The organism is Candidatus Campbellbacteria bacterium (genome assembly GCA_034521025.1).
GTDB lineage: Bacteria > Patescibacteriota > Minisyncoccia > Phycocordibacterales > JAXHMZ01 > JAXHMZ01.
The window spans coordinates 14,097-31,349 of record JAXHMZ010000004.1; the positions used below are offsets into that span (position 1 = coordinate 14,097).

At 45.2% G+C, this 17,253-nt stretch carries 16 protein-coding genes; 11 read left to right on the plus strand and 5 right to left on the minus strand.

Annotated features, from left to right (window positions below; genetic code table 11):
- Nucleotides 1-363: 363 nt before the first annotated feature.
- Complete coding sequence (locus tag U5L75_01590; GenBank protein MDZ7726252.1) at nt 364-897, plus strand: Crp/Fnr family transcriptional regulator; 534 nt, start codon at nt 364-366, stop codon at nt 895-897.
- Nucleotides 898-1,055: 158 nt separating this feature from the next.
- Here the strand turns inward: U5L75_01590 and U5L75_01595 are convergent, their stop codons facing one another.
- Nucleotides 1,056-2,210 carry a glutaredoxin gene (locus U5L75_01595; protein ID MDZ7726253.1) on the minus strand — a complete coding sequence of 385 codons (1,155 nt, stop codon included), beginning with the start codon at nt 2,208-2,210 and terminating at the stop codon, nt 1,056-1,058.
- A gap of 242 nt (nt 2,211-2,452) precedes the next feature.
- On the opposite strand from U5L75_01595, the gene U5L75_01600 reads away from it, so the two are divergent.
- A complete protein-coding gene (locus U5L75_01600; GenBank protein ID MDZ7726254.1) occupies nt 2,453-4,405 on the plus strand; it encodes a heavy metal translocating P-type ATPase in 1,953 nt (650 codons plus the stop codon).
- Between the two features lie 88 nt (nt 4,406-4,493).
- Here U5L75_01600 and U5L75_01605 read toward each other — a convergent pair whose 3' ends face one another.
- Nucleotides 4,494-4,868, minus strand: a complete 375-nt coding sequence (locus U5L75_01605; protein MDZ7726255.1) for a hypothetical protein — start codon at nt 4,866-4,868, stop codon at nt 4,494-4,496.
- A gap of 213 nt (nt 4,869-5,081) precedes the next feature.
- Between U5L75_01605 and U5L75_01610 the strand changes: the two genes are divergently transcribed.
- Nucleotides 5,082-5,678 (plus strand): hypothetical protein, encoded by a 597-nt coding sequence (locus U5L75_01610; GenBank protein ID MDZ7726256.1) that lies wholly within the window; start codon nt 5,082-5,084, stop codon nt 5,676-5,678.
- A 121-nt stretch (nt 5,679-5,799) separates the two neighbouring features.
- Entirely contained in the window at nt 5,800-6,783 is a 984-nt protein-coding gene (locus tag U5L75_01615) for a hypothetical protein (GenBank protein ID MDZ7726257.1), read from the plus strand.
- 102 nt (nt 6,784-6,885) lie between these two features.
- On the opposite strand, the gene U5L75_01620 is transcribed toward U5L75_01615, so the two are convergent.
- Nucleotides 6,886-7,098 (minus strand): hypothetical protein, encoded by a 213-nt coding sequence (locus U5L75_01620; protein ID MDZ7726258.1) that lies wholly within the window; start codon nt 7,096-7,098, stop codon nt 6,886-6,888.
- 110 nt (nt 7,099-7,208) lie between these two features.
- Here U5L75_01620 and U5L75_01625 point away from each other — a divergent pair, with 110 nt between their 5' ends.
- Nucleotides 7,209-8,426, plus strand: a complete 1,218-nt coding sequence (locus U5L75_01625; GenBank protein ID MDZ7726259.1) for a cation:proton antiporter — start codon at nt 7,209-7,211, stop codon at nt 8,424-8,426.
- A 31-nt stretch (nt 8,427-8,457) separates the two neighbouring features.
- Here the strand turns inward: U5L75_01625 and U5L75_01630 are convergent, their stop codons facing one another.
- Together U5L75_01630 and U5L75_01635 are read right to left on the minus strand one after the other, a co-directional pair.
- Nucleotides 8,458-9,264: an HAD-IIB family hydrolase gene (locus U5L75_01630; protein ID MDZ7726260.1), complete on the minus strand. Its 807-nt coding sequence runs from the start codon at nt 9,262-9,264 to the stop codon at nt 8,458-8,460.
- On the minus strand, nt 9,261-10,451 hold the full coding sequence (locus U5L75_01635; GenBank protein MDZ7726261.1) for a glycogen debranching protein: 1,191 nt from the start codon (nt 10,449-10,451) through the stop codon (nt 9,261-9,263). The genes U5L75_01630 and U5L75_01635 overlap by 4 nt, the downstream gene beginning before the upstream one ends.
- Before the next feature lie 126 nt (nt 10,452-10,577).
- Here U5L75_01635 and U5L75_01640 point away from each other — a divergent pair, with 126 nt between their 5' ends.
- The 6 genes from U5L75_01640 to U5L75_01665 all read left to right on the plus strand — a co-directional run bounded on the left by U5L75_01640 (nt 10,578) and on the right by U5L75_01665 (nt 17,101).
- Nucleotides 10,578-11,123, plus strand: coding sequence for an HD domain-containing protein (locus U5L75_01640; GenBank protein ID MDZ7726262.1), 546 nt, complete (start codon nt 10,578-10,580; stop codon nt 11,121-11,123).
- An 84-nt stretch (nt 11,124-11,207) separates the two neighbouring features.
- Nucleotides 11,208-12,368, plus strand: coding sequence for a polymer-forming cytoskeletal protein (locus U5L75_01645; protein MDZ7726263.1), 1,161 nt, complete (start codon nt 11,208-11,210; stop codon nt 12,366-12,368).
- 60 nt (nt 12,369-12,428) lie between these two features.
- A complete protein-coding gene (locus tag U5L75_01650; GenBank protein MDZ7726264.1) occupies nt 12,429-13,424 on the plus strand; it encodes a hypothetical protein in 996 nt (331 codons plus the stop codon).
- A gap of 70 nt (nt 13,425-13,494) precedes the next feature.
- On the plus strand, nt 13,495-15,135 hold the full coding sequence (locus U5L75_01655) for an efflux RND transporter periplasmic adaptor subunit (GenBank protein ID MDZ7726265.1): 1,641 nt from the start codon (nt 13,495-13,497) through the stop codon (nt 15,133-15,135).
- A gap of 14 nt (nt 15,136-15,149) precedes the next feature.
- The gene (locus tag U5L75_01660; GenBank protein MDZ7726266.1) at nt 15,150-15,869 is read left to right on the plus strand and encodes an ABC transporter ATP-binding protein; all 720 of its coding nucleotides are present in this window, start codon (nt 15,150-15,152) and stop codon (nt 15,867-15,869) included.
- A 2-nt stretch (nt 15,870-15,871) separates the two neighbouring features.
- On the plus strand, nt 15,872-17,101 hold the full coding sequence (locus U5L75_01665; GenBank protein MDZ7726267.1) for an ABC transporter permease: 1,230 nt from the start codon (nt 15,872-15,874) through the stop codon (nt 17,099-17,101).
- The last annotated feature ends 152 nt before the right edge of the window (nt 17,102-17,253 follow it).

The window sequence follows — 17,253 nt, forward strand, 5'->3', positions numbered from 1 at the left end:
CCTTTGGTGTAAGAAATACAACAAGTTGTCTTAAGCTTCGCAGTGACAAAAAGCGAGCAACCTCTACTATGTTGCTCACTTTTTATAAAAGAACCAACAAGAGATCTATAGAAAGTAGTTAAGAATGCTGAGAGCGTAGTAGGCGCCAATAGCGAGAAGTGCTAAGTGCTCGATTCTATTTGTTTACAAATAGGTATTTTTCCGGCAGAGTAAACTAAACCTGTTGTTTGAAAGGAGTCAGTCGTGAATGGAGCAAATACGCACGGGAGAACGGTAGATTCCTTGACGCGCGCGAGCAGATGGCACAAAGATGCGACGGCTAATCTATTCAACTATGAACCTGGTGACCACATTTATCGCGAGATGGACGAAGCCGATACAGTGTTCAAGGTTGTAAGTGGACTGGTTCTACTAACGCAGCCTTTCGCGCGTACAAACTATGAGTTCAGTGATAAGTGCGCGTGCGTATGCGGTCCGGAGGACACGTTCGGAGGATTGTTTGGAGATGATGAGTATCGCGAAGACGCGACTACCTTGGTTCAAACCCAAGTACAAGCGTATCGACTTGAGGATGTACCAAGTGAAGTATTGCTTCCGATGACTCAAGAAGCGGCTCGTAATCAGCGCGAAGCAACAGCTGTTGTGCACGGAGGATCGGTGCGCACTCGAGTTGCGCGCATGCTCGCACTTCTCTGTCGCAAATACTTTTGCGATAACGATGTTGTTGTGAAGATCACACACCAAATGCTCGCAGAGTTGATTGCAGTCACGCGCGAATCAGTTACACGCGCGTTGAATGAGCTGGAAATGTACGAGTACATTACCTTGAAACACTCGAGCATTGAAGTGCACGATGCGACCGCACTCGAAGAGATCCTCCTTAATGGACTGGACTGACCCTACAAGCACGGCAAACGCCGTGCTTTTTTTATAACAAAACTTTCGGATGATTCGGTAGGGGGGGGGAGGCAGTGAGAGCAGATATGATCTTATTGTCTCAGAGGATAGTCTGGCAATCGGGGGGTCTATTGTGCCCTTAAACTAAAAAGAGAGATCTATAGGAAATAGTTAAGAATGCTGAGAGCGTAGTAGGCACCAATAGAGAGAAGCGCCAAGCCCTCTATCAGAGCCGCCCAAATCGTAAAAGATGGGGAGGCAAGCCATATGTGAAGTCGCCAGACAGCAATGGCAAAGATTATCAACTCATCTAAGAGATAGAACAGGACAAATAGTCCGATCAGCCCCGTATAGCTCGGGGCTGATAATCCGGCGCCCGCGAGCATACCGGCGAACATTACCGGCACTCCTGCCGAGCAAGGGAATTCAACTATTGTGATCACAGCCGCAAACGCTACTATCGCGAGGATCAGAGTAAAGACACTATTCTGGTTCTGGAACAAACCCTGGACCCACTTGGTGGTTTTGTTTATCAATGGTGATTGTCCGCTCTCGCAGGTAACACCGTGGCGTTTGAAACGCAAGTATTCTTTAATGAAATAAACACCTCCGGCGATGCCGATCGCGGCCAAGGTGAGCTCTAGCCAGAACATATGCGGTGCTAAATAGGAGAATAGCTGGTGCCACAATAGTATCAACAGGCCGTAAATAACGGCGGTAGTCAGTACAAAAGCTCCGCCATAAAGAGCTATTTTTCGTCGGGAGCCTAGAGTTAGAACCAAGCCCAAAATTAGTATCAAGGCGCCAAGTGAGCACACGTTGAAGCCATCAAGAATACCCAGCGTTATCGCTACAACCGGTAAAGATAGCTCACTCAGGTTAATGTTCAGACCAAGTAGAGAAATAGAATTATCGCCATCCTCTCGCTCGGTGCTGTTTTTGTTTTGAGGAAGACCAAATTCTTGCTCCAACAATCCGATGATCTCTTGGCCCGTGCCACTGGGGTTGTCAAAGCCAACTATGTAGCTATCGCCGATAAAGGTCAGTGGAACCACTCCCAGGTATTGCTCAGCTCCTGTTTCTTCGGCTCGTTCTCGCAATAGATCGTGATAGTCAGCGTTAGAGATAGGGTAACGCTCGATCTCTACAGACGGATAGTCTTTGGAGAGTTGGTCCAAGAAACGTTGTTCGGCGTGGCAGTGCGGACAAGTGTCGCTATAGAAAAACTGCAAGCTGGCTTCTTCGGCCGACTGCGAATTGATTTGTTCAGTCTGTGCGCGGGCTGTATCTACAGCAAATACAGCAAAAAACATTAGTGCTATTAAACCGACAAAAGTAAAAAGACGAGTTAGCATAGCTTTTAGGGATTATGTTTTTAAGCCGGCTTAGTTAGTAGTACGCTCAACTCACTAGACTACTTTCTCGTGTGGCATTAAGCACGGTCAGAGCAAATATAGCACACTTTTAATATTAAATACTAGTGCTCAGGACAGATCGAAAATTCCGTAGGCATGCTTGTTAAAATTTAAGGTTTGCCAGTTAATATATTTGGCTTATGCTTGATAGTATTATGAGTCATGGCGACGCTAATTTGTACTTACGACGGTTCTGGGTGGTCACCTTTCTCTTGCTACCGCTCGTTTTGGTACATCCAAAGGTCTCGGAAACCCTTAATCTCACGTTCTTTGATCTCGGAAAGTGGGTGCAGTTCGGGATCGCGACCGTGATCTTTGGTTTCGCGCTCGTCTTTTTTGAGCACGCTTGGCATGAGATAAAGGCACGTCAGTATGGCATGATGACGCTTGTCTCTCTTGCTGTGGGAGCAGGATATCTCTTTTCCGTTGCCTCGACTTTTATTCCCTCACTCCATGCTGAGTTCTATTTCGAGATCTCAACCCTCGTCTGGGTGCTTCTTTTCGGTCATTATTTGGAGGCAAAATCGAGCGGAGCCGCTGGGAACGCTCTTCAGGAAGTAGCCAAACTTTTACCCAAAAAGGCGCACAAAATTTCAGATGGCACTGAAGTTGATGTCGATATCTCCGAGCTAGAGGAAGGAGACACAGTGTTGGTGAAGCCGGGCGAGAAAGTGCCCGCGGACGGAACTATTACAAAAGGAAATTCTAGCGTTGACGAGTCGCACATCACCGGAGAATCAAAGCCGGTCGAAAAGAAAGAAGGAATGGAGATCGTTGCCGGGTCAATTTGTCTTGATGGCTCGCTCACGATCGAGCTAGCTCGGGTCGGGGAGAGCTCGACTGTCGGGCAGATACAGAAACTTATAGAACAAGCGGGCAAAACCAAACCACGTTCGCAAAGGATGGCAGACAAGGCATCGGCGGTGCTGACGTTCGTCGCCGCTACGACGGCTCTCCTCACGCTTCTCGTCTGGACGTTTGTGATCGGCGAGCCGTTTGCCTTCGCGATAACGCTCGCTATCACGGTACTTGTGATCGCTTGTCCGCACGCGCTTGGGCTCGCTATTCCAACGGTTACCACTATCACTACATCGCTTGCGGTCAAAAACGGTTTCTTTATCAAAGATATGTCTCAAATAGAGATGATACGAAAAACGGACTACGTGGTGTTCGACAAAACGGGTACGCTAACGAGCGGGGAATTCGGAGTAACTAAAGTGGTGAACATTGCGGCAGATAATACCGACGAAGTACTCAGAGTAGCGGCTTCATTGGAGCAACATTCTTCCCACATAACCGGCCATTCCATCTTGAGAGACGCTCGCTCTAAAGAGATCGATCTCTCGGAAATTTCTAATTTTCAAAACGTATCCGGAAAGGGTGTAAAAGCCGAGATCGATGGAAAAGAATACGTTGCCGGCAACGCGGCTTTGCTGGATGAATTGGGTGTAAGCTATAAAGAGCCGGAGGACGTATCCGGAACACTTGTATATGTTGCAAGCCACGAGGCATTGCTCGGCTATGTCGTTCTCTCGGACGCGGTTAAGGAGTCTTCGCACAAAGCTGTCGAGAGTTTGCACGATATGGGTATCAAAGTAGCGATGCTAACTGGAGATAACGAACAAGTGGCACAAGCCGTTTCGGCTGAATTGGGTATTGATACGTATTTTGCCGACGTGTTGCCGGAGGATAAGTACAAACATATAAAAGAGTTGCAAGAACAGGGGCACACGGTCCTTATGGTCGGCGATGGAGTAAACGATGCTCCTGCGCTCACTCAAGCTGACGCGGGTGTTGCGATCGGCGCTGGCACGGACGTGGCAGTTGAAGCGGGAGACGTAGTGCTGACCGATAACGATCCACTCGACGTGGTTCGTCTTATAAAACTAGCAAAGAAGGTGTACGTAAAGATGGTCCAAAACCTCGTATGGGCGCTCGGGTATAACGTGGTGGCGATCCCCGCGGCAGCCGGAGTGTTCGCGGCGTGGGGATTTTTCCTACGTCCGGAGATCGGGGCTCTCATAATGAGTCTTTCAACGGTTATTGTCGTTATCAACGCACTCACGCTCAAACGCATTTCGTTGGAGGAATAACAAAAACCAGCTAACGCAAAGCGTTAGCTGGTGGTGGACTTTTAGATGTACACGCTGTCGACTATATGTAGATCTCTGAGTGTAGACCTTAGAGTGTGGATGGCGATGCGGCTATAATAGGAATTTTCAGCTCTACAGCGATTCCCATCCAATGCCGCATAATGGGCACAATACCCTTCTCGCCATAGAGGCAGAGTAAATCCACCTCCTCCCGAAAAAACTTAAAAGGCGACGCAAGAAATCTCTGGGTCTCTTCGGTTTGCTCAGCGATCTCCACGAGCTGAGGCGTAAAACAAGAAAAGAAAGGGAATACCGGCATTCTCTTCCTGTCTGCGAAGAGTAAGTGACAGTGTATGGCTGTTATTACGCTTTTGTCTTTTTCCCCCACGATCTCGATCTTCTCGTTTCTGAAATCAGAACTCTCTGTTACCGGATAGCCGATAAAGACACGTTCGTAAGCCACTCTCTTCTCCTTCCAACAAGCGAATCTAGCGCGATTATGTATTATTCAGCTTTTCAAAGCAAGGTGTGCCGTGTTTTATAAAAGGTACTTTTATAATTATCTTGGTCTTGGTTACTGCATCTCACTTTGTGATAGATACGTTGAAGATTTTTAAGATTCTTTTTCATGTTATAATGAACACAAGGAATTAATAGATATAACTAATACAGAAATATGTTGAATAGAATTATAGAAGAAACAAAAAATACTATTGTGGCTACGGTCAAAGGAGCGGCTGATATACTCGGTACGCTCAGGAGCAGCGTAAAAGACTTAGTGGTAGATACGCTCAGAGACGCAGGTGAAGTTACTGGCGCGGCTATTGAATTAGTGTCCGGTGTTGTAAAAGGAGCAATAACGGGTGCGTCAGAAATGGGAACTACTGCCGTAGAAGCGTCATCTGATGTCGTGAGCGGTGCGGTACGCGGTGTCTCAGAGGCAGGCGGAGATATTGCAACAGCGGCAAAAGAAGCAGTTCGCGGTGTCGTACAAGGAACTTCAGAAGTTGGTGGCGATATCGGTAATGCCGCGGTAAATGGAGTTCGAGGAGCAATTAAAGCGACTCAAGAGATCGGTGGAGATACCGGAGAAACCGCAAGGTCCGCTGTGCTCGGTGCCGTTAACGCGGCTGATGAGATCGGCGATGAAGCGGGTAGGACTGTGCGTGATGCACTTTTGGCTAGCGCTGAGTTGCCAAAAGATATAGTAGAAGCAGCGATTGGAAGAAGAGACCAGGGAAGCCAAGGAGAACAAGAAAGCCAAGAAGAGTAAAAATTATCGTAAACACCTTAAGAGGCAAAAGCAGCGGATCATTATCCGCCGCTTTTGTATTTTGGCTAAGTGTGCTGTATATTAAAAGTATTAATAAATATTAGAAGAATTAAACATTTATATGGATAACACTAAATTGTATAGTTTCCTAATGATCGCCGTAATGGTGTTTGCACTTGGATTCTTTAACGCAGTAAATGCCGAAGGACACGAAGAAGACGCTGACACTTCGGTTGAAACAGAAACTACAGTTGAAGGAGAGGTAGAAACTACACAAAGCGATAGTGAAAACGGAGAAGGCGCTGAAGCCGACACTCGAGACGCGGATAGCGACGATGATGGATTGGATGACGGATCTGAAGCGTCTGAAGCCCAAGTTGAAGCTCAAGATTACAATTCGACCCGTTCAAATAAACCTGGAAGCATTGTAGATCCGCAAGATCCCGATGATGACGGAGATGGCGTTCCTACTGTAGAGAGCAGAGCTGGAGCGACAAAAGAGATCGATAAGGCCTCTCCAAAGATCATGCGGTTGCGAGGGATTGATAAATCAACTCCTAAACTTTTTCAAAGTTTAGAGATGAGCGGTGCAATTTGTCCGGCAGAAGAAGACTGCGATGACTCAGACAGTGACGTGGAGCCGGGAAGCGCTGACCATGTTTTGAGTGTCAGGGCTTCCGGTGAAGAGATGCGCGGAGCTAGCGAAGAGGCCAAGGCGGAAGTACGTGCACGTCTTCAAGAGATAGACGAAATTACCGATGCCAATGATTTTGGTGTTCAGGTAGCGAGCGCCGCTCTCAGTGACGAGAATGTAGTAGACATAACTACAGATGATGAACAAACAGAAGTGCGTTATAAAACGAGAATTCACCTGTTTGGTTTCATCCCTACAAACACGGAAGTAACCGCGCGAGCGGAGTCCGGAGGAGAAGTTGAGATAGACTATCCTTGGTATGGCTTCCTTTCTCGAAAGGGCGATCAAGGATCATTGTCTGAATTGGTCTCAGGAATAAGGGCTGCTCATGACGGTCTTATTTCGATCTCGGTAGAGGAAGAAGGTGCGCCGGTCAACAGAAGGGAAGACACTGAAGACGATAGTGAGTAAGCTTTTTTAAGCAAAAACTAAACAGAAAGATCAATTTAAATGCTTCAATCTATAGATTGAAGCATTTATTTTTGCGCTATTATTATTTAGCCTATTAGCCTATTAGGTAAATAGATTGATATATACTTGTAGAGTAAAGCCGGCCAGTAAACAGAAAATCCCAAAGTAAACGAACATTCGTTCGTGTTTCATATACCTGAGGACGTAGCGATCTATCTTCCTTTCTTTGGCTATATGCATATGGACCGACAGTACAACAAGCGCGATGATTATCTCGCCGGTGACTGTTAGCCCAAAAGATACTACCTCTAACATACCTGACACTGTACAGCAAAAATAAGACCAAAAGCAACTTGCAACTTGTGAATAGCTGTACACATTTTCAGAACTTTGTACGTACGACAGCAAAACGGTACAATTGATTTATGTCCCCTTTTTCTTCTTTCTTTTTAATACTTTTGGTGGCAGTTATTTTCTCGCAGATATTCACAAGGATGAAGATACCCTGGGTAGTGTCTCTCATCATAGGTGGAATTATATTGGGTCCTAGCGGACTCGATATGTTTGAGCCGGATCAAACCATAGAGTTCTTGGCTACTATTGGGCTTGTCTTTCTTATGTTCATGGCCGGACTTGAGTCGCGCCTCACCAGCACAAAGGGAATGAAAAAACGCCTTGTTCTTACCAGTCTCCTTATCGGTGCTGTGCCGGCTCTGACGGGTATAGCTATAACGCTTGCATTTGGCTACGAGATGGAAACGGCGGTCCTCATGGGAATTATTTTTATGTCCTCGGCTATCGCGCTTTTAATACCCCAACTGCAGTCGCAAAAGATCATAGGTACCGATATAGGGAGAGTTCTCGTGGGATCAGCCGTGACGGTAGATGCTCTGAGTTTGGTGCTTCTTTCAATATATTTGCAGTCGGTGACAACCTCTTTCTCTCCCATAACCCTCTTGATGTACGGAGGTCTTGTTGTATTGATCGCCTTTATTGGTTGGCTTATTCCCAAGGTTCGCTGGCTTGCTTTTTCGGTGCGCCAGCCGGTAGAGCAGGACCTGTTTGAAAAAGAACTTCGTTTTATCGTACTCGTGCTCATTGGTTTTGTGGTTCTTTTTGAGGTTGTGGGACTGCACTCCATAATCGCGGCCTTCTTTGCGGGCTTAGTTCTTTCTGGAACAGTCAAAAACAGTCTTATCAAAGCAAAGCTGCATGCGATCAGTTATGGTTTTCTGGTGCCGGTATTCTTTGTAGTGATCGGCGCGCAAACAGATCTTTCTGTGTTTGGTGAAGGGTTTGGGGCATTGTTTCTTACTGTCAGCATAGTAGTCGGATTGATTGCTTCTAAGACTTTCAGTGGTTGGCTAGCTGGGCGTTTGGGAGAATTTAGCAATAGAGAAGGGGTGTTTCTGGGAGTAGCGTCAATGCCTCAGCTTTCTACTTCACTGGCGGTAGCGTTCTTGGGATTCGGTGAAGGTCTTTTAGATCAAAGCCTTTTAGCCGCGATCATAGCTCTGAGTATAGTCACGGCAACGGTGGCTCCGATAGTAGCTACAGCTTTGGGTCGTGATATCGCGCCGCAAGAAGGTGTTGCCGAAAAAACAACCGACGGCGAAGAAGAGTACGCTGAAAAAAGCACGTGATTCTTTGGGAATTGGCGCCGCTTGATCAATGTTAATCCTTTGCCTCTTTAAAGTGCTTGATCCCTTCTATTACGCCTGAAGCATAGTTGCCGTCTTCGTCGTACTGACCGGACGCGACGTAAACCAACTCTGAGATCTGCGCTGCTTTAGCGATATTCAAAACTTCTTCTTTGACTTCATCCGGAGCGTTTTTGACAAGTATTCCTTTGTATCCGTAGGTGAGAGGTAATATGTCATTACCGCTATCGCCGGCGTATATCACATCCTCTTTCTCTTTTTCTAGAGTAACCCTGATATATTCAAGCGCCCCCAGCTTGGTCGCGGTTGTTGGCAGTATGTCGAGAAGCCCTATCTTTTTATGAGGATCAACGCTATACACTATTTCAATTCCTTCTCTGCCTTCGAGCATCTGGTGAACCGCTTTTTCTATTTCTTCCTTATCTTCCTCGGTTTTAACGTAGAAGCTGATCTTAAATTCATTCTGCACCTCTTCTTCCTGGTATTCTAATTCTTCGATCGCGTCGAGCTTCAGCGATATCTCTTCTCTATCCCATTCGGGGTGTTTTGTATATACGTAGTCTATCCAGTTCGGGTCAAGCGAAAGTTTGTCTCCTTCGCGTTTATAAACCATCGTTCCAACCGAGGCGAGAAGATAGTCGGGCACTTTCAATCCAAATTCTTCGTAAGCACTTCTTACCATCTCTAAGTTTCTCCCCGTGGCATAAACCAGGGTGTGGTCAAAGTCTTTGACGAATTCATAAAATCTCTCAAGCGAAGAGTTGTTGTCCTCGAATCCGTTCGGTATAAGTGTTCTGTCTAGGTCGCATGCGATTATCATATAATCCGTCCAAATGGTTTCTTATTTTCAATTGCCGAATGATAGGCGATCAAGTATCCGGCCGCGCTCATTCCTAAGCGTGAGACTCCCATAGACGTGCAATCTCTGCCGTGATAAAACTCCGGAAATCTAAAGTTATCACGAGCGAGAATTTGCGCAAACCTTTCCACCTCCGAGTGTAGATCATGGTTTCCGCCGGCAATATAGAAGCCGTGTACCATCGGCCAGCGTCCGCCGTTGTGGAATTCAAACGGTTTGTTTTTAAAGTGGAACAAGTAATTGGCTTCAAGTTTCTTCCAGTCGGGTTCGTCTTCGTGGATCACCGGATAAAAAGCGGGAACAATAGGGAAATCACTATTCACGAATTCCACTCCGATGCTGTCTATTATATCTCGACAGGCCTCCTTATCAGCTAACTCCAACATCATAAACAAGCTGACCGCAAAGACATCTTTATGGTGATAAGTTCGGTGCGGGTTGAAGCTAGCGATCGGAAGTGGGGGCACATACGACTCCACCATTTTTTGGTAGAGACTTTTATGATAGACCATATCACTGTCTTTGTTCTCCTCAGTGGGTGTGTAGTTCACCTTTATGATCTCCCTTAACTTACTTGCCTTTTCGGTGTAATACTCATCGCCTGTGCGTTTTGCAAATAAAGTCAAGGCGATCAGGTATAGCAGTTGATCGAACAGGACATAACCTTCATGTAGGTATTCATCTGCCCAGTCGCCCCCTTGGGGAACATATATCAGACCTCGTCCGTTGAGCTCGAGGCATTCGAGATAAAATAGGGCTTTTTCTATGTTTTCTTTATAAGTATCAAAAAAGTAGTTGTCGCCGGTAGCTTCTGTGAAGCGCATCATTCCGATGACGTACCAAAGAGTCGCGTCAACCCTTCCCACGGTTGTCCCGTAACTTATCTTTTCTCCATTCAACGAAACGTTGCTCACAATGCGTCCGGTGTGGTCTTGAAATTCGCTCAACGTCTCCAGGGTCTTTTTCGACGTATCTATCAGATCTTCCTCCTCGGACATCAGTGCCCCTAGCGCGCAAATTACTCCATCGCGACCCCAGACTCTGTAATAGTTATCGTGTTCCTCTGTTGTTGCGACGAAGCCTTTTGCGGTGGAAATTTCTCTGAGCAATTTGACCGCTTCTTTTTGTGTCTCTTCTGCAATACTCACGTTACGGATATATTAACACAAGCAAAACGCGTATGAGAACTTATTGTGTTTATTGTGACTTTCACTTCTATGCATACGCGTTTATCTTCTTAGCAACAAATGAGATAGTTTGTTATAGTAGTTTTTATGAATTTGCCAACTAGAGAAGAAGCGCAAGAGATCCTAAACGAACACGTACAAAATGAATACCAGCGTCACCACTCAAATATGGTAGCTCTGGCTATGGAGGGGTACGCCGATCTTTTTGATGAGGACAAAGATCTTTGGTACATCACGGGTCTTTTGCATGATCTGGACTTTGAAGAATATCCAGATGAGCACCCGGGAAGGTCATTAGAGTGGTTCAAGGAATGGGGTTATCCCGAAGAGTTGATACAAGCGGTGGAAGCTCATGCTTATGGATACAATGGCTATTCTGTGATTCCTGAGACGAAATTGGCGGCCGCACTCATGGCTTGCGATGAGATCAGCGGAATATTTTATGCCTACCAAAAGATCAATCCTGTTCCGTATAGTGATATGAAGGTGAAATCTATAAAAAAGAGACTAAAAGAGAAAGATTTTGCCGCCAAAATAGAAAGGGAGACGATCTATCTAGGGGCGGAAAAACTCGGAGTAGAACTAGATGAACATATTGAAAATTTGATCAAATTTTTCTCTCCAATAAGGTAAAACTAATTAAGTATCTCTCATTGACACGATCTAAATTCTATTATAATTTAGTAACTGAATAGATTATCTAATAGTAAAAAGTAAATGATGAAAGCGATATTTAAGCGAATAAGTTTGGTAGTTTTACTGGGAGTGCTTTTCATACCGACAGCGGCAGAGGCCCTGGAGGTTCGCGGCGGCGAAGGGGTTTCAGTATCCTCTGATGAAGTCGTTACAGAGAATCTTTATGTGGGCGCGGGAGACTTCTCGATGCTCGGAGCTGTTGAGGGTTCTCTGGTTGCGGCAGGAGGTCAACTGCTCGTCGCGGGAGAAGTGCTCGATGACCTAACAATTCTCGGTGGTCAGATCAATGTTTCTGGAGACATAGGTGGCAGTATGCAAACGGCCGGTGGTTCTGTAACTGTTAGCGGTTCAGTCGATGATGATATTTTAGCGCTGGCTGGTTCGGTCATTTTGCTTCCTGATTCTACGGTCAATGGCGGCGTTGTTGCCTTTGGTGGCGATATTACGCTTAACGGAGAGGTTAATGGAGATGTATATATAGACGGCGGTAGTGTTGTGATCAACGGACCTGTCGGGGGTGACGTTGACATACAAGGCGGCAAGATAGAGATCGGCTCTGGTGCTGTTATATCGGGAGATGTGATCCACCGCTCTGGAACCGAAGCTAACATCTCTTCAGAAGCTCAAATTGATGGTGAAGTAAGTTCTGGAGATCTTAGAGAAGTTTACAGAGATGGCGAATTCGCCTTTGCTGGCATAAACACCAAAACGACTGGACTTATTTTTAGATTTTTGAGCTTACTCGCGGGAGCGCTTCTCTTGGGATTGGTTCTCAGAAGATTTTCCTCAAGAGTTGTTGAACGATCTCTATCGCAAACTTGGTGGAAGCATACCCTGCTCGGTTTCGCGCTACTCGTACTCATTCCGGTCGCGTTTATTATTCTAGTGGCAACGTTTATCGGAATACCAGTAGGAATTATGGTGATCCTTTCTTACGTTTCATTTTTGATCGCTGGTTGGTTTACAGCGGCAATTGTATTCGGTAGTTTGATCCTAAAATGGACCGCTAAGGAAGATACCGGCAGTATCTCGTGGCAGAGTATAACTATTGGTGTTATCGCCTACTTCTTGCTTACCTTTATACCTATCGTTGGATGGGTTGCTCAATTCCTACTCTTCATTACCGCTATAGGCGCTATAGGTATCGTATCTTGGAGAGGAGTCAAAGATAAGCTACAATAAGACAATAAAAAGATTTAGAGTGACTGAATTTTCAATTGCTCTGAATAGATTGCCCATTCTATGGAAATTATATTTCATCTTGTACTTTTCTTGTCGTCCGCGGTTTTTCTCTGGTTTTTTGCCGGATTGCTAATCGACGCCACTAATACGGTAGCTAGGAAACTAAAGCGTAACAGTTTTACTGTTGCGTTTTTTGTTTTGGGATTCTTAACTTCAATCGGGGAGTTGTCAATAATGATCAACTCTGTTATTAACGGCACTCCGCAAATAGCCGCGGGCAATACGATCGGATCTTCTTTTGTGATTCTCTTATTCATTATTCCGGTCTTGGCAATAGTAGGCCGCGGAATTCGCTTGGAGAACGCGTTAAGTATGAAGCAATTGGCTGCAGCGCTTTTGGTAGTAGTGCTCCCTGTGTTGTTCATATTGGACGGGCAGGTCCAAGTGATCGAAGGCGTGGTTGGCCTACTGGTTTATTTGATGCTGATCGTTTTACTGCAAAAGCCACACCGAAGATGGTGGTGGCAGAAAAAACCAGAATCCGCTACTGAGATAGTAGAGGACGTGGAAGAGGAGTTGCATTCGGAAGAGAAAGCTACCAAATATGATTTTGCTAGGATCGTTTTTGGAGGGATCGTTATTTTCTTAGCCGGAAGCGTGTTGGTTGACGAGACAGTTTATTTCTCAGAGCTCTTAAGTATTCCTAGTTCTATTATTGGGCTATTACTTTTGTCTATTAGTACCAACGTGCCGGAATTAATAATTGCCGTAAGAGCCGTTAAGAAAGGCAACGCAAACGTTGCCTTGGGTAATTATCTCGGTTCTGCCGTGGCGAATACTGTTATTTTCAGTTTTCTCGCTCTATTTACTGGTACGTTCGCTATTTTTGCGGGTAATGGTCTGTCATTCACCTCGGTCCTTATGGTGGTAGGGCTCATACTCTTTTATCTATTCTCCAGAAGTAAAAACGATATTTCGAGAAAAGAAGGAGTGGTTCTCGCTTCTTTTTACGCGGTATTGATCTTGTCTCATTTTATAAATTACTTTTGGATTTGAATACGCAAGGTAATGTACTAGAGATAAAAAACTGCTATTATCAAGGGGTTGCATTTGCATAAGTACGAAAATGAAAAAGCTTAAAACTTTCAGGAAGCCAAAGTATTTAATTCCCGGCCTTTTGATTTTGGGTGTTGTTATATTTCTCCTAATGAATACCGGCCGAAACCAAAATACCGGTATAGAAACTCGTGGACTAGAGAGGACTAATGTTGAGCAAGTAATAACCGAGACCGGCGTAGTCGAGCCGGCCCAAGAGGTCAATTTGAGCTTTGCCTCCAGCGGTCGTATTTTTGATATCCAAGTTAGAGAAGGCTCTGCTGTGGAGGTTGGAGATCTCCTGATGTCTTTTGAAAGTTCAGTAGAAAAGAGTGAGGTTTCGTCGGCTAGTGCTCAAGTGAGGGCGGCACAAGACGCTCTAGCTGAAACAAAAAGTGGAGCGCGAGAGGTAGATGCCGAGACGACTCGAGCGCAGGTAAGTTCAGCTCAAACTGCTGTAGATAATGCTGAAGAGAGCCTAGATAATACGCTTGAAAATCAAGATCAATTAGTCAAGGCAGCAAGGGAAAATTTCCTCTCTAATGACCTTCAGGCATACCTTACAAGTGGAGGTAAAGAGTCTGGGGATGACTCACATACTCCGCCAACCATTTCCGGAACGTATTCCGGCGAAGAGTCGGGGAGCTATACCATTGAACTTTATCAGTCTGGAACACAAAGCGGTTATTCGTTTCGTTATTCCGGACTAGAAAATGGAACTGCGCCGGTTTCTTCAACTCGTCCGGTGCCTCTGGGGCAAGACGGTTTATATATAGAGTTTCCGGAAGATTTTGTATACACTTTTGGAATAGAATGGACAGTTCCGGTACCCAACACCAGATCAAATACTTACCAGCAAAAGAAAAATGCTTATAATTCGGCGGTCTTAACAAGAGAAAAGACCGTTGAGCAGGCAGAAGCTTCTCTAAGAACGGCAGAGGCGCAATTAGAGGAAGCGTTGGCGCAACAAGAAAAAACTCTCGCTAAGGCAACTGAAGCGGAGCTGAGCTCAAGTGAGGCATCTCTAGCTCAGGCGAGAGCAGCACTACAGCGCGCGGAAAAAAGTCTAACAGACGCGGACTTAACTGCTCCGTTTAGTGGCGTGATCGAAGATATCTCTGTCTCAGTTGGTGAAGTAGTTTCCCCCGGCTCTAGGGTTGCCACGCTTTTTTCAGAAGGAAGAAACATAATTACTGTTAACGTCCCTGAGGCAGATATTGCGTTTGTTGAGGTTGGAGATGAAGCGGAGATTACTTTCGACGCTTATGACGGTGTTGCGGTTCCAGCAAAAGTTTTCTCGGTTGCGCCGACAGCTAAAAACGTCGAGGGGGTTACAGTGGTTGAAGTAGAATTAGAAATTTTAGATTCTGAAGTAAATATTAAACCCGGGCTTTCGGCAGACGTAGAGATATTTACGGAACGACGGGAAGGTGTTTTTGCTGTACCAGCGCGCGCAGTTATATCGAGAGATGGAGAAACTTTTGTGCGAGTCATAGAGAGCGGAAGTCCTAAGAGTATAGAAAATATCAAATTACTATCAGTAGAAACAGGATTGCGTGGATCAGATGGGATGGTCGAGATAAAAAGTGGGCTTTCCGGCTCTGAGGAAGTGGTTACGTTTTTGGAGGAAAATCTTCGCTCGAGAGTGGAAGAAATCGAGAGAGAAGAGTAAGAAGAATATACATTATGGCTCTATTCGAGGTAGACAATCTCAGAAAGTCGTATAAAAGCAGCGAGGTCGAGACCAAAGTTCTCCACGGCCTTTCTTTCGTTATTGAAGAAGGCGAATTTGTCTCAGTAATGGGACCGTCGGGATCGGGGAAATCCACCCTTTTGCATATTTTGGGTTTTCTAGAAAATCTAACCGAGGGAGAATATAGATTTAACGAAAAGAGCTACCACGAATTTACCGAAGATGAAGTGGCTAATATTCGCAACGAAGAAATGGGGTTTGTTTTTCAAACTTTTAATCTATTGCCCAGGCAAACAGTCTTTGAAAATGTACGCCTGCCGCTTATGTACTCAAAGCGTCCGGAAGAAGAGTGGCGAGAGCGTGTAGAAGAAGTGGTGCAAATTGTTGGACTTTCACATCGATTAGACTATGAGACATACAAGCTTTCCGGAGGTGAAAAACAGCGCGTGGCGATAGCTCGAGCGTTAGTAAACAATCCCAATGTGATCTTTGCCGATGAGCCCACCGGTAACTTGGATTCTGTCTCAGGAAGGGCGGTTATGGAAACTTTGCAAGCTCTGCACGATGATCTGGGTCATACTATCGTGCTTATAACCCACGAAACATATACGGCTGAGCACGCCGAAAGGATCATATATCTGAAAGATGGAAAGATAGAGAGCGATTCATTTGTCAGTGAACGGCGTATAGCAAAAGAGAACTTTAAGAAATAGAGATGAATATCAAACATACAATAGAGACAGCATTTGCAGCACTCTGGATTCATACTACAAGATCTCTTTTGACTATCTTGGGAATAGTTATCGGTGTGGCGGCTATTATTATCGTTATGGCTTTAGGTAGAGGCGCCGAGAATTTGATAGTGGGAGAAATAAGTTCGTTGGGGGCCGAAACGGCGGTAATACAACCGGGCACCGGCGATGATTTTAGCGGCTTTCTTTTAGAGTCGATAACAGAAAAGGACCTGGAGGCGATTCGAGACAAGCGAAGAGTGCCTAATTTGGTCGATTCCATGCCTGTTTTAAGTGTTCCTGGCTCTATTAGTCGTGGCGGCAATACCTATCGCCCGATGATAATTGGAGCTGCGGCGGAGTTTTTTGTTAATACTTTTGACGTATATCCGGAATCAGGAATACCTTTTAACGACAGCGATATTGAATCAAATAGAAGAGTTGCTGTGATCGGATCCACCGTCAAAGAAGAGTTATTTGGTCCGAATGCCGCTGTAGGGGAAAATGTAAAGATCAAAAATCAGAATTTTCGCATAGTGGGAGTTTTCCCAGACGTTGGACAGGTAGGGTTTTTCAATTTTAACGAAATGGCTGTAATTCCTTGGACAACAGCGCAAATTTATCTTTTGGGTCAGGATCACTTTAACGAAATAGTAGTCAAGGCTGATAGTCCGGAAAATGTCGATAAACTGGTATATGATCTGGAGGCTACATTACGAGAAACTCATAACATAGAAGCAGGTGAAGAGAAAGATTTTGTGGTCCGAACACAACAAGCTTTACTTGATCAAGTTTCAACCATTGTGGCGATCCTTACGGCGTTTCTCTCAGCAGTCGTGGCTATTTCATTAGTAGTTGGTGGAGTTGGAATCATGAATATTATGTTGGTCTCTGTTACGGAAAGAACACGTGAAATAGGTCTACGTAAAGCACTGGGAGCCACAAAGAAAGATATTCGCAGGCAGTTCCTTTATGAGGCGGTGATCTTAACCGGAGTAGGTGGCATACTCGGCGTGGTTATAGGAGGTCTGCTTGCCTACGGAGTATCCGTGATATTGGCAAGCACTGTCGTATCTGGATGGTCGTTCAGCTTCCCTATTATGGGAGCAATAATTGGTATTCTTGTTTCTGCCGGAGTGGGTCTTTTGTTTGGAATTTATCCGGCAACACAGGCGGCGGAGAAAAGCCCAATTGAAGCATTGAGGTATGAGTAAGCGTATTGGGTTTTCTATAATATTTGTTGACAAACGATCATTTTAACGCATACTAGTTGAGTAAGTTCAAAATCTACTAGTTTTTGTTGTGGGCTAAGCTATTAAATTCTATTTATTTTATTCAATAAAACAAAACCTAGTCGTTTATATTC

What these genes read in the sequence shown, in the direction of transcription:
- U5L75_01590 (MDZ7726252.1), top strand. Translation starts at nt 364, where the DNA reads ATGGACGAAGCCGATACAGTGTTCAAGGTTGTAAGTGGACTGGTTCTA.
- U5L75_01595 (MDZ7726253.1), bottom strand. Translation starts at nt 2,210, where the DNA reads ATGTTTTTTGCTGTATTTGCTGTAGATACAGCCCGCGCACAGACTGAA.
- U5L75_01600 (MDZ7726254.1), top strand. Translation starts at nt 2,453, where the DNA reads ATGCTTGATAGTATTATGAGTCATGGCGACGCTAATTTGTACTTACGA.
- U5L75_01610 (MDZ7726256.1), top strand. Translation starts at nt 5,082, where the DNA reads ATGTTGAATAGAATTATAGAAGAAACAAAAAATACTATTGTGGCTACG.
- U5L75_01615 (MDZ7726257.1), top strand. Translation starts at nt 5,800, where the DNA reads ATGGATAACACTAAATTGTATAGTTTCCTAATGATCGCCGTAATGGTG.
- U5L75_01620 (MDZ7726258.1), bottom strand. Translation starts at nt 7,098, where the DNA reads ATGTTAGAGGTAGTATCTTTTGGGCTAACAGTCACCGGCGAGATAATC.
- U5L75_01625 (MDZ7726259.1), top strand. Translation starts at nt 7,209, where the DNA reads ATGTCCCCTTTTTCTTCTTTCTTTTTAATACTTTTGGTGGCAGTTATT.
- U5L75_01630 (MDZ7726260.1), bottom strand. Translation starts at nt 9,264, where the DNA reads ATGATAATCGCATGCGACCTAGACAGAACACTTATACCGAACGGATTC.
- U5L75_01640 (MDZ7726262.1), top strand. Translation starts at nt 10,578, where the DNA reads ATGAATTTGCCAACTAGAGAAGAAGCGCAAGAGATCCTAAACGAACAC.
- U5L75_01645 (MDZ7726263.1), top strand. Translation starts at nt 11,208, where the DNA reads ATGATGAAAGCGATATTTAAGCGAATAAGTTTGGTAGTTTTACTGGGA.
- U5L75_01650 (MDZ7726264.1), top strand. Translation starts at nt 12,429, where the DNA reads ATGGAAATTATATTTCATCTTGTACTTTTCTTGTCGTCCGCGGTTTTT.
- U5L75_01655 (MDZ7726265.1), top strand. Translation starts at nt 13,495, where the DNA reads ATGAAAAAGCTTAAAACTTTCAGGAAGCCAAAGTATTTAATTCCCGGC.
- U5L75_01660 (MDZ7726266.1), top strand. Translation starts at nt 15,150, where the DNA reads ATGGCTCTATTCGAGGTAGACAATCTCAGAAAGTCGTATAAAAGCAGC.
- U5L75_01665 (MDZ7726267.1), top strand. Translation starts at nt 15,872, where the DNA reads ATGAATATCAAACATACAATAGAGACAGCATTTGCAGCACTCTGGATT.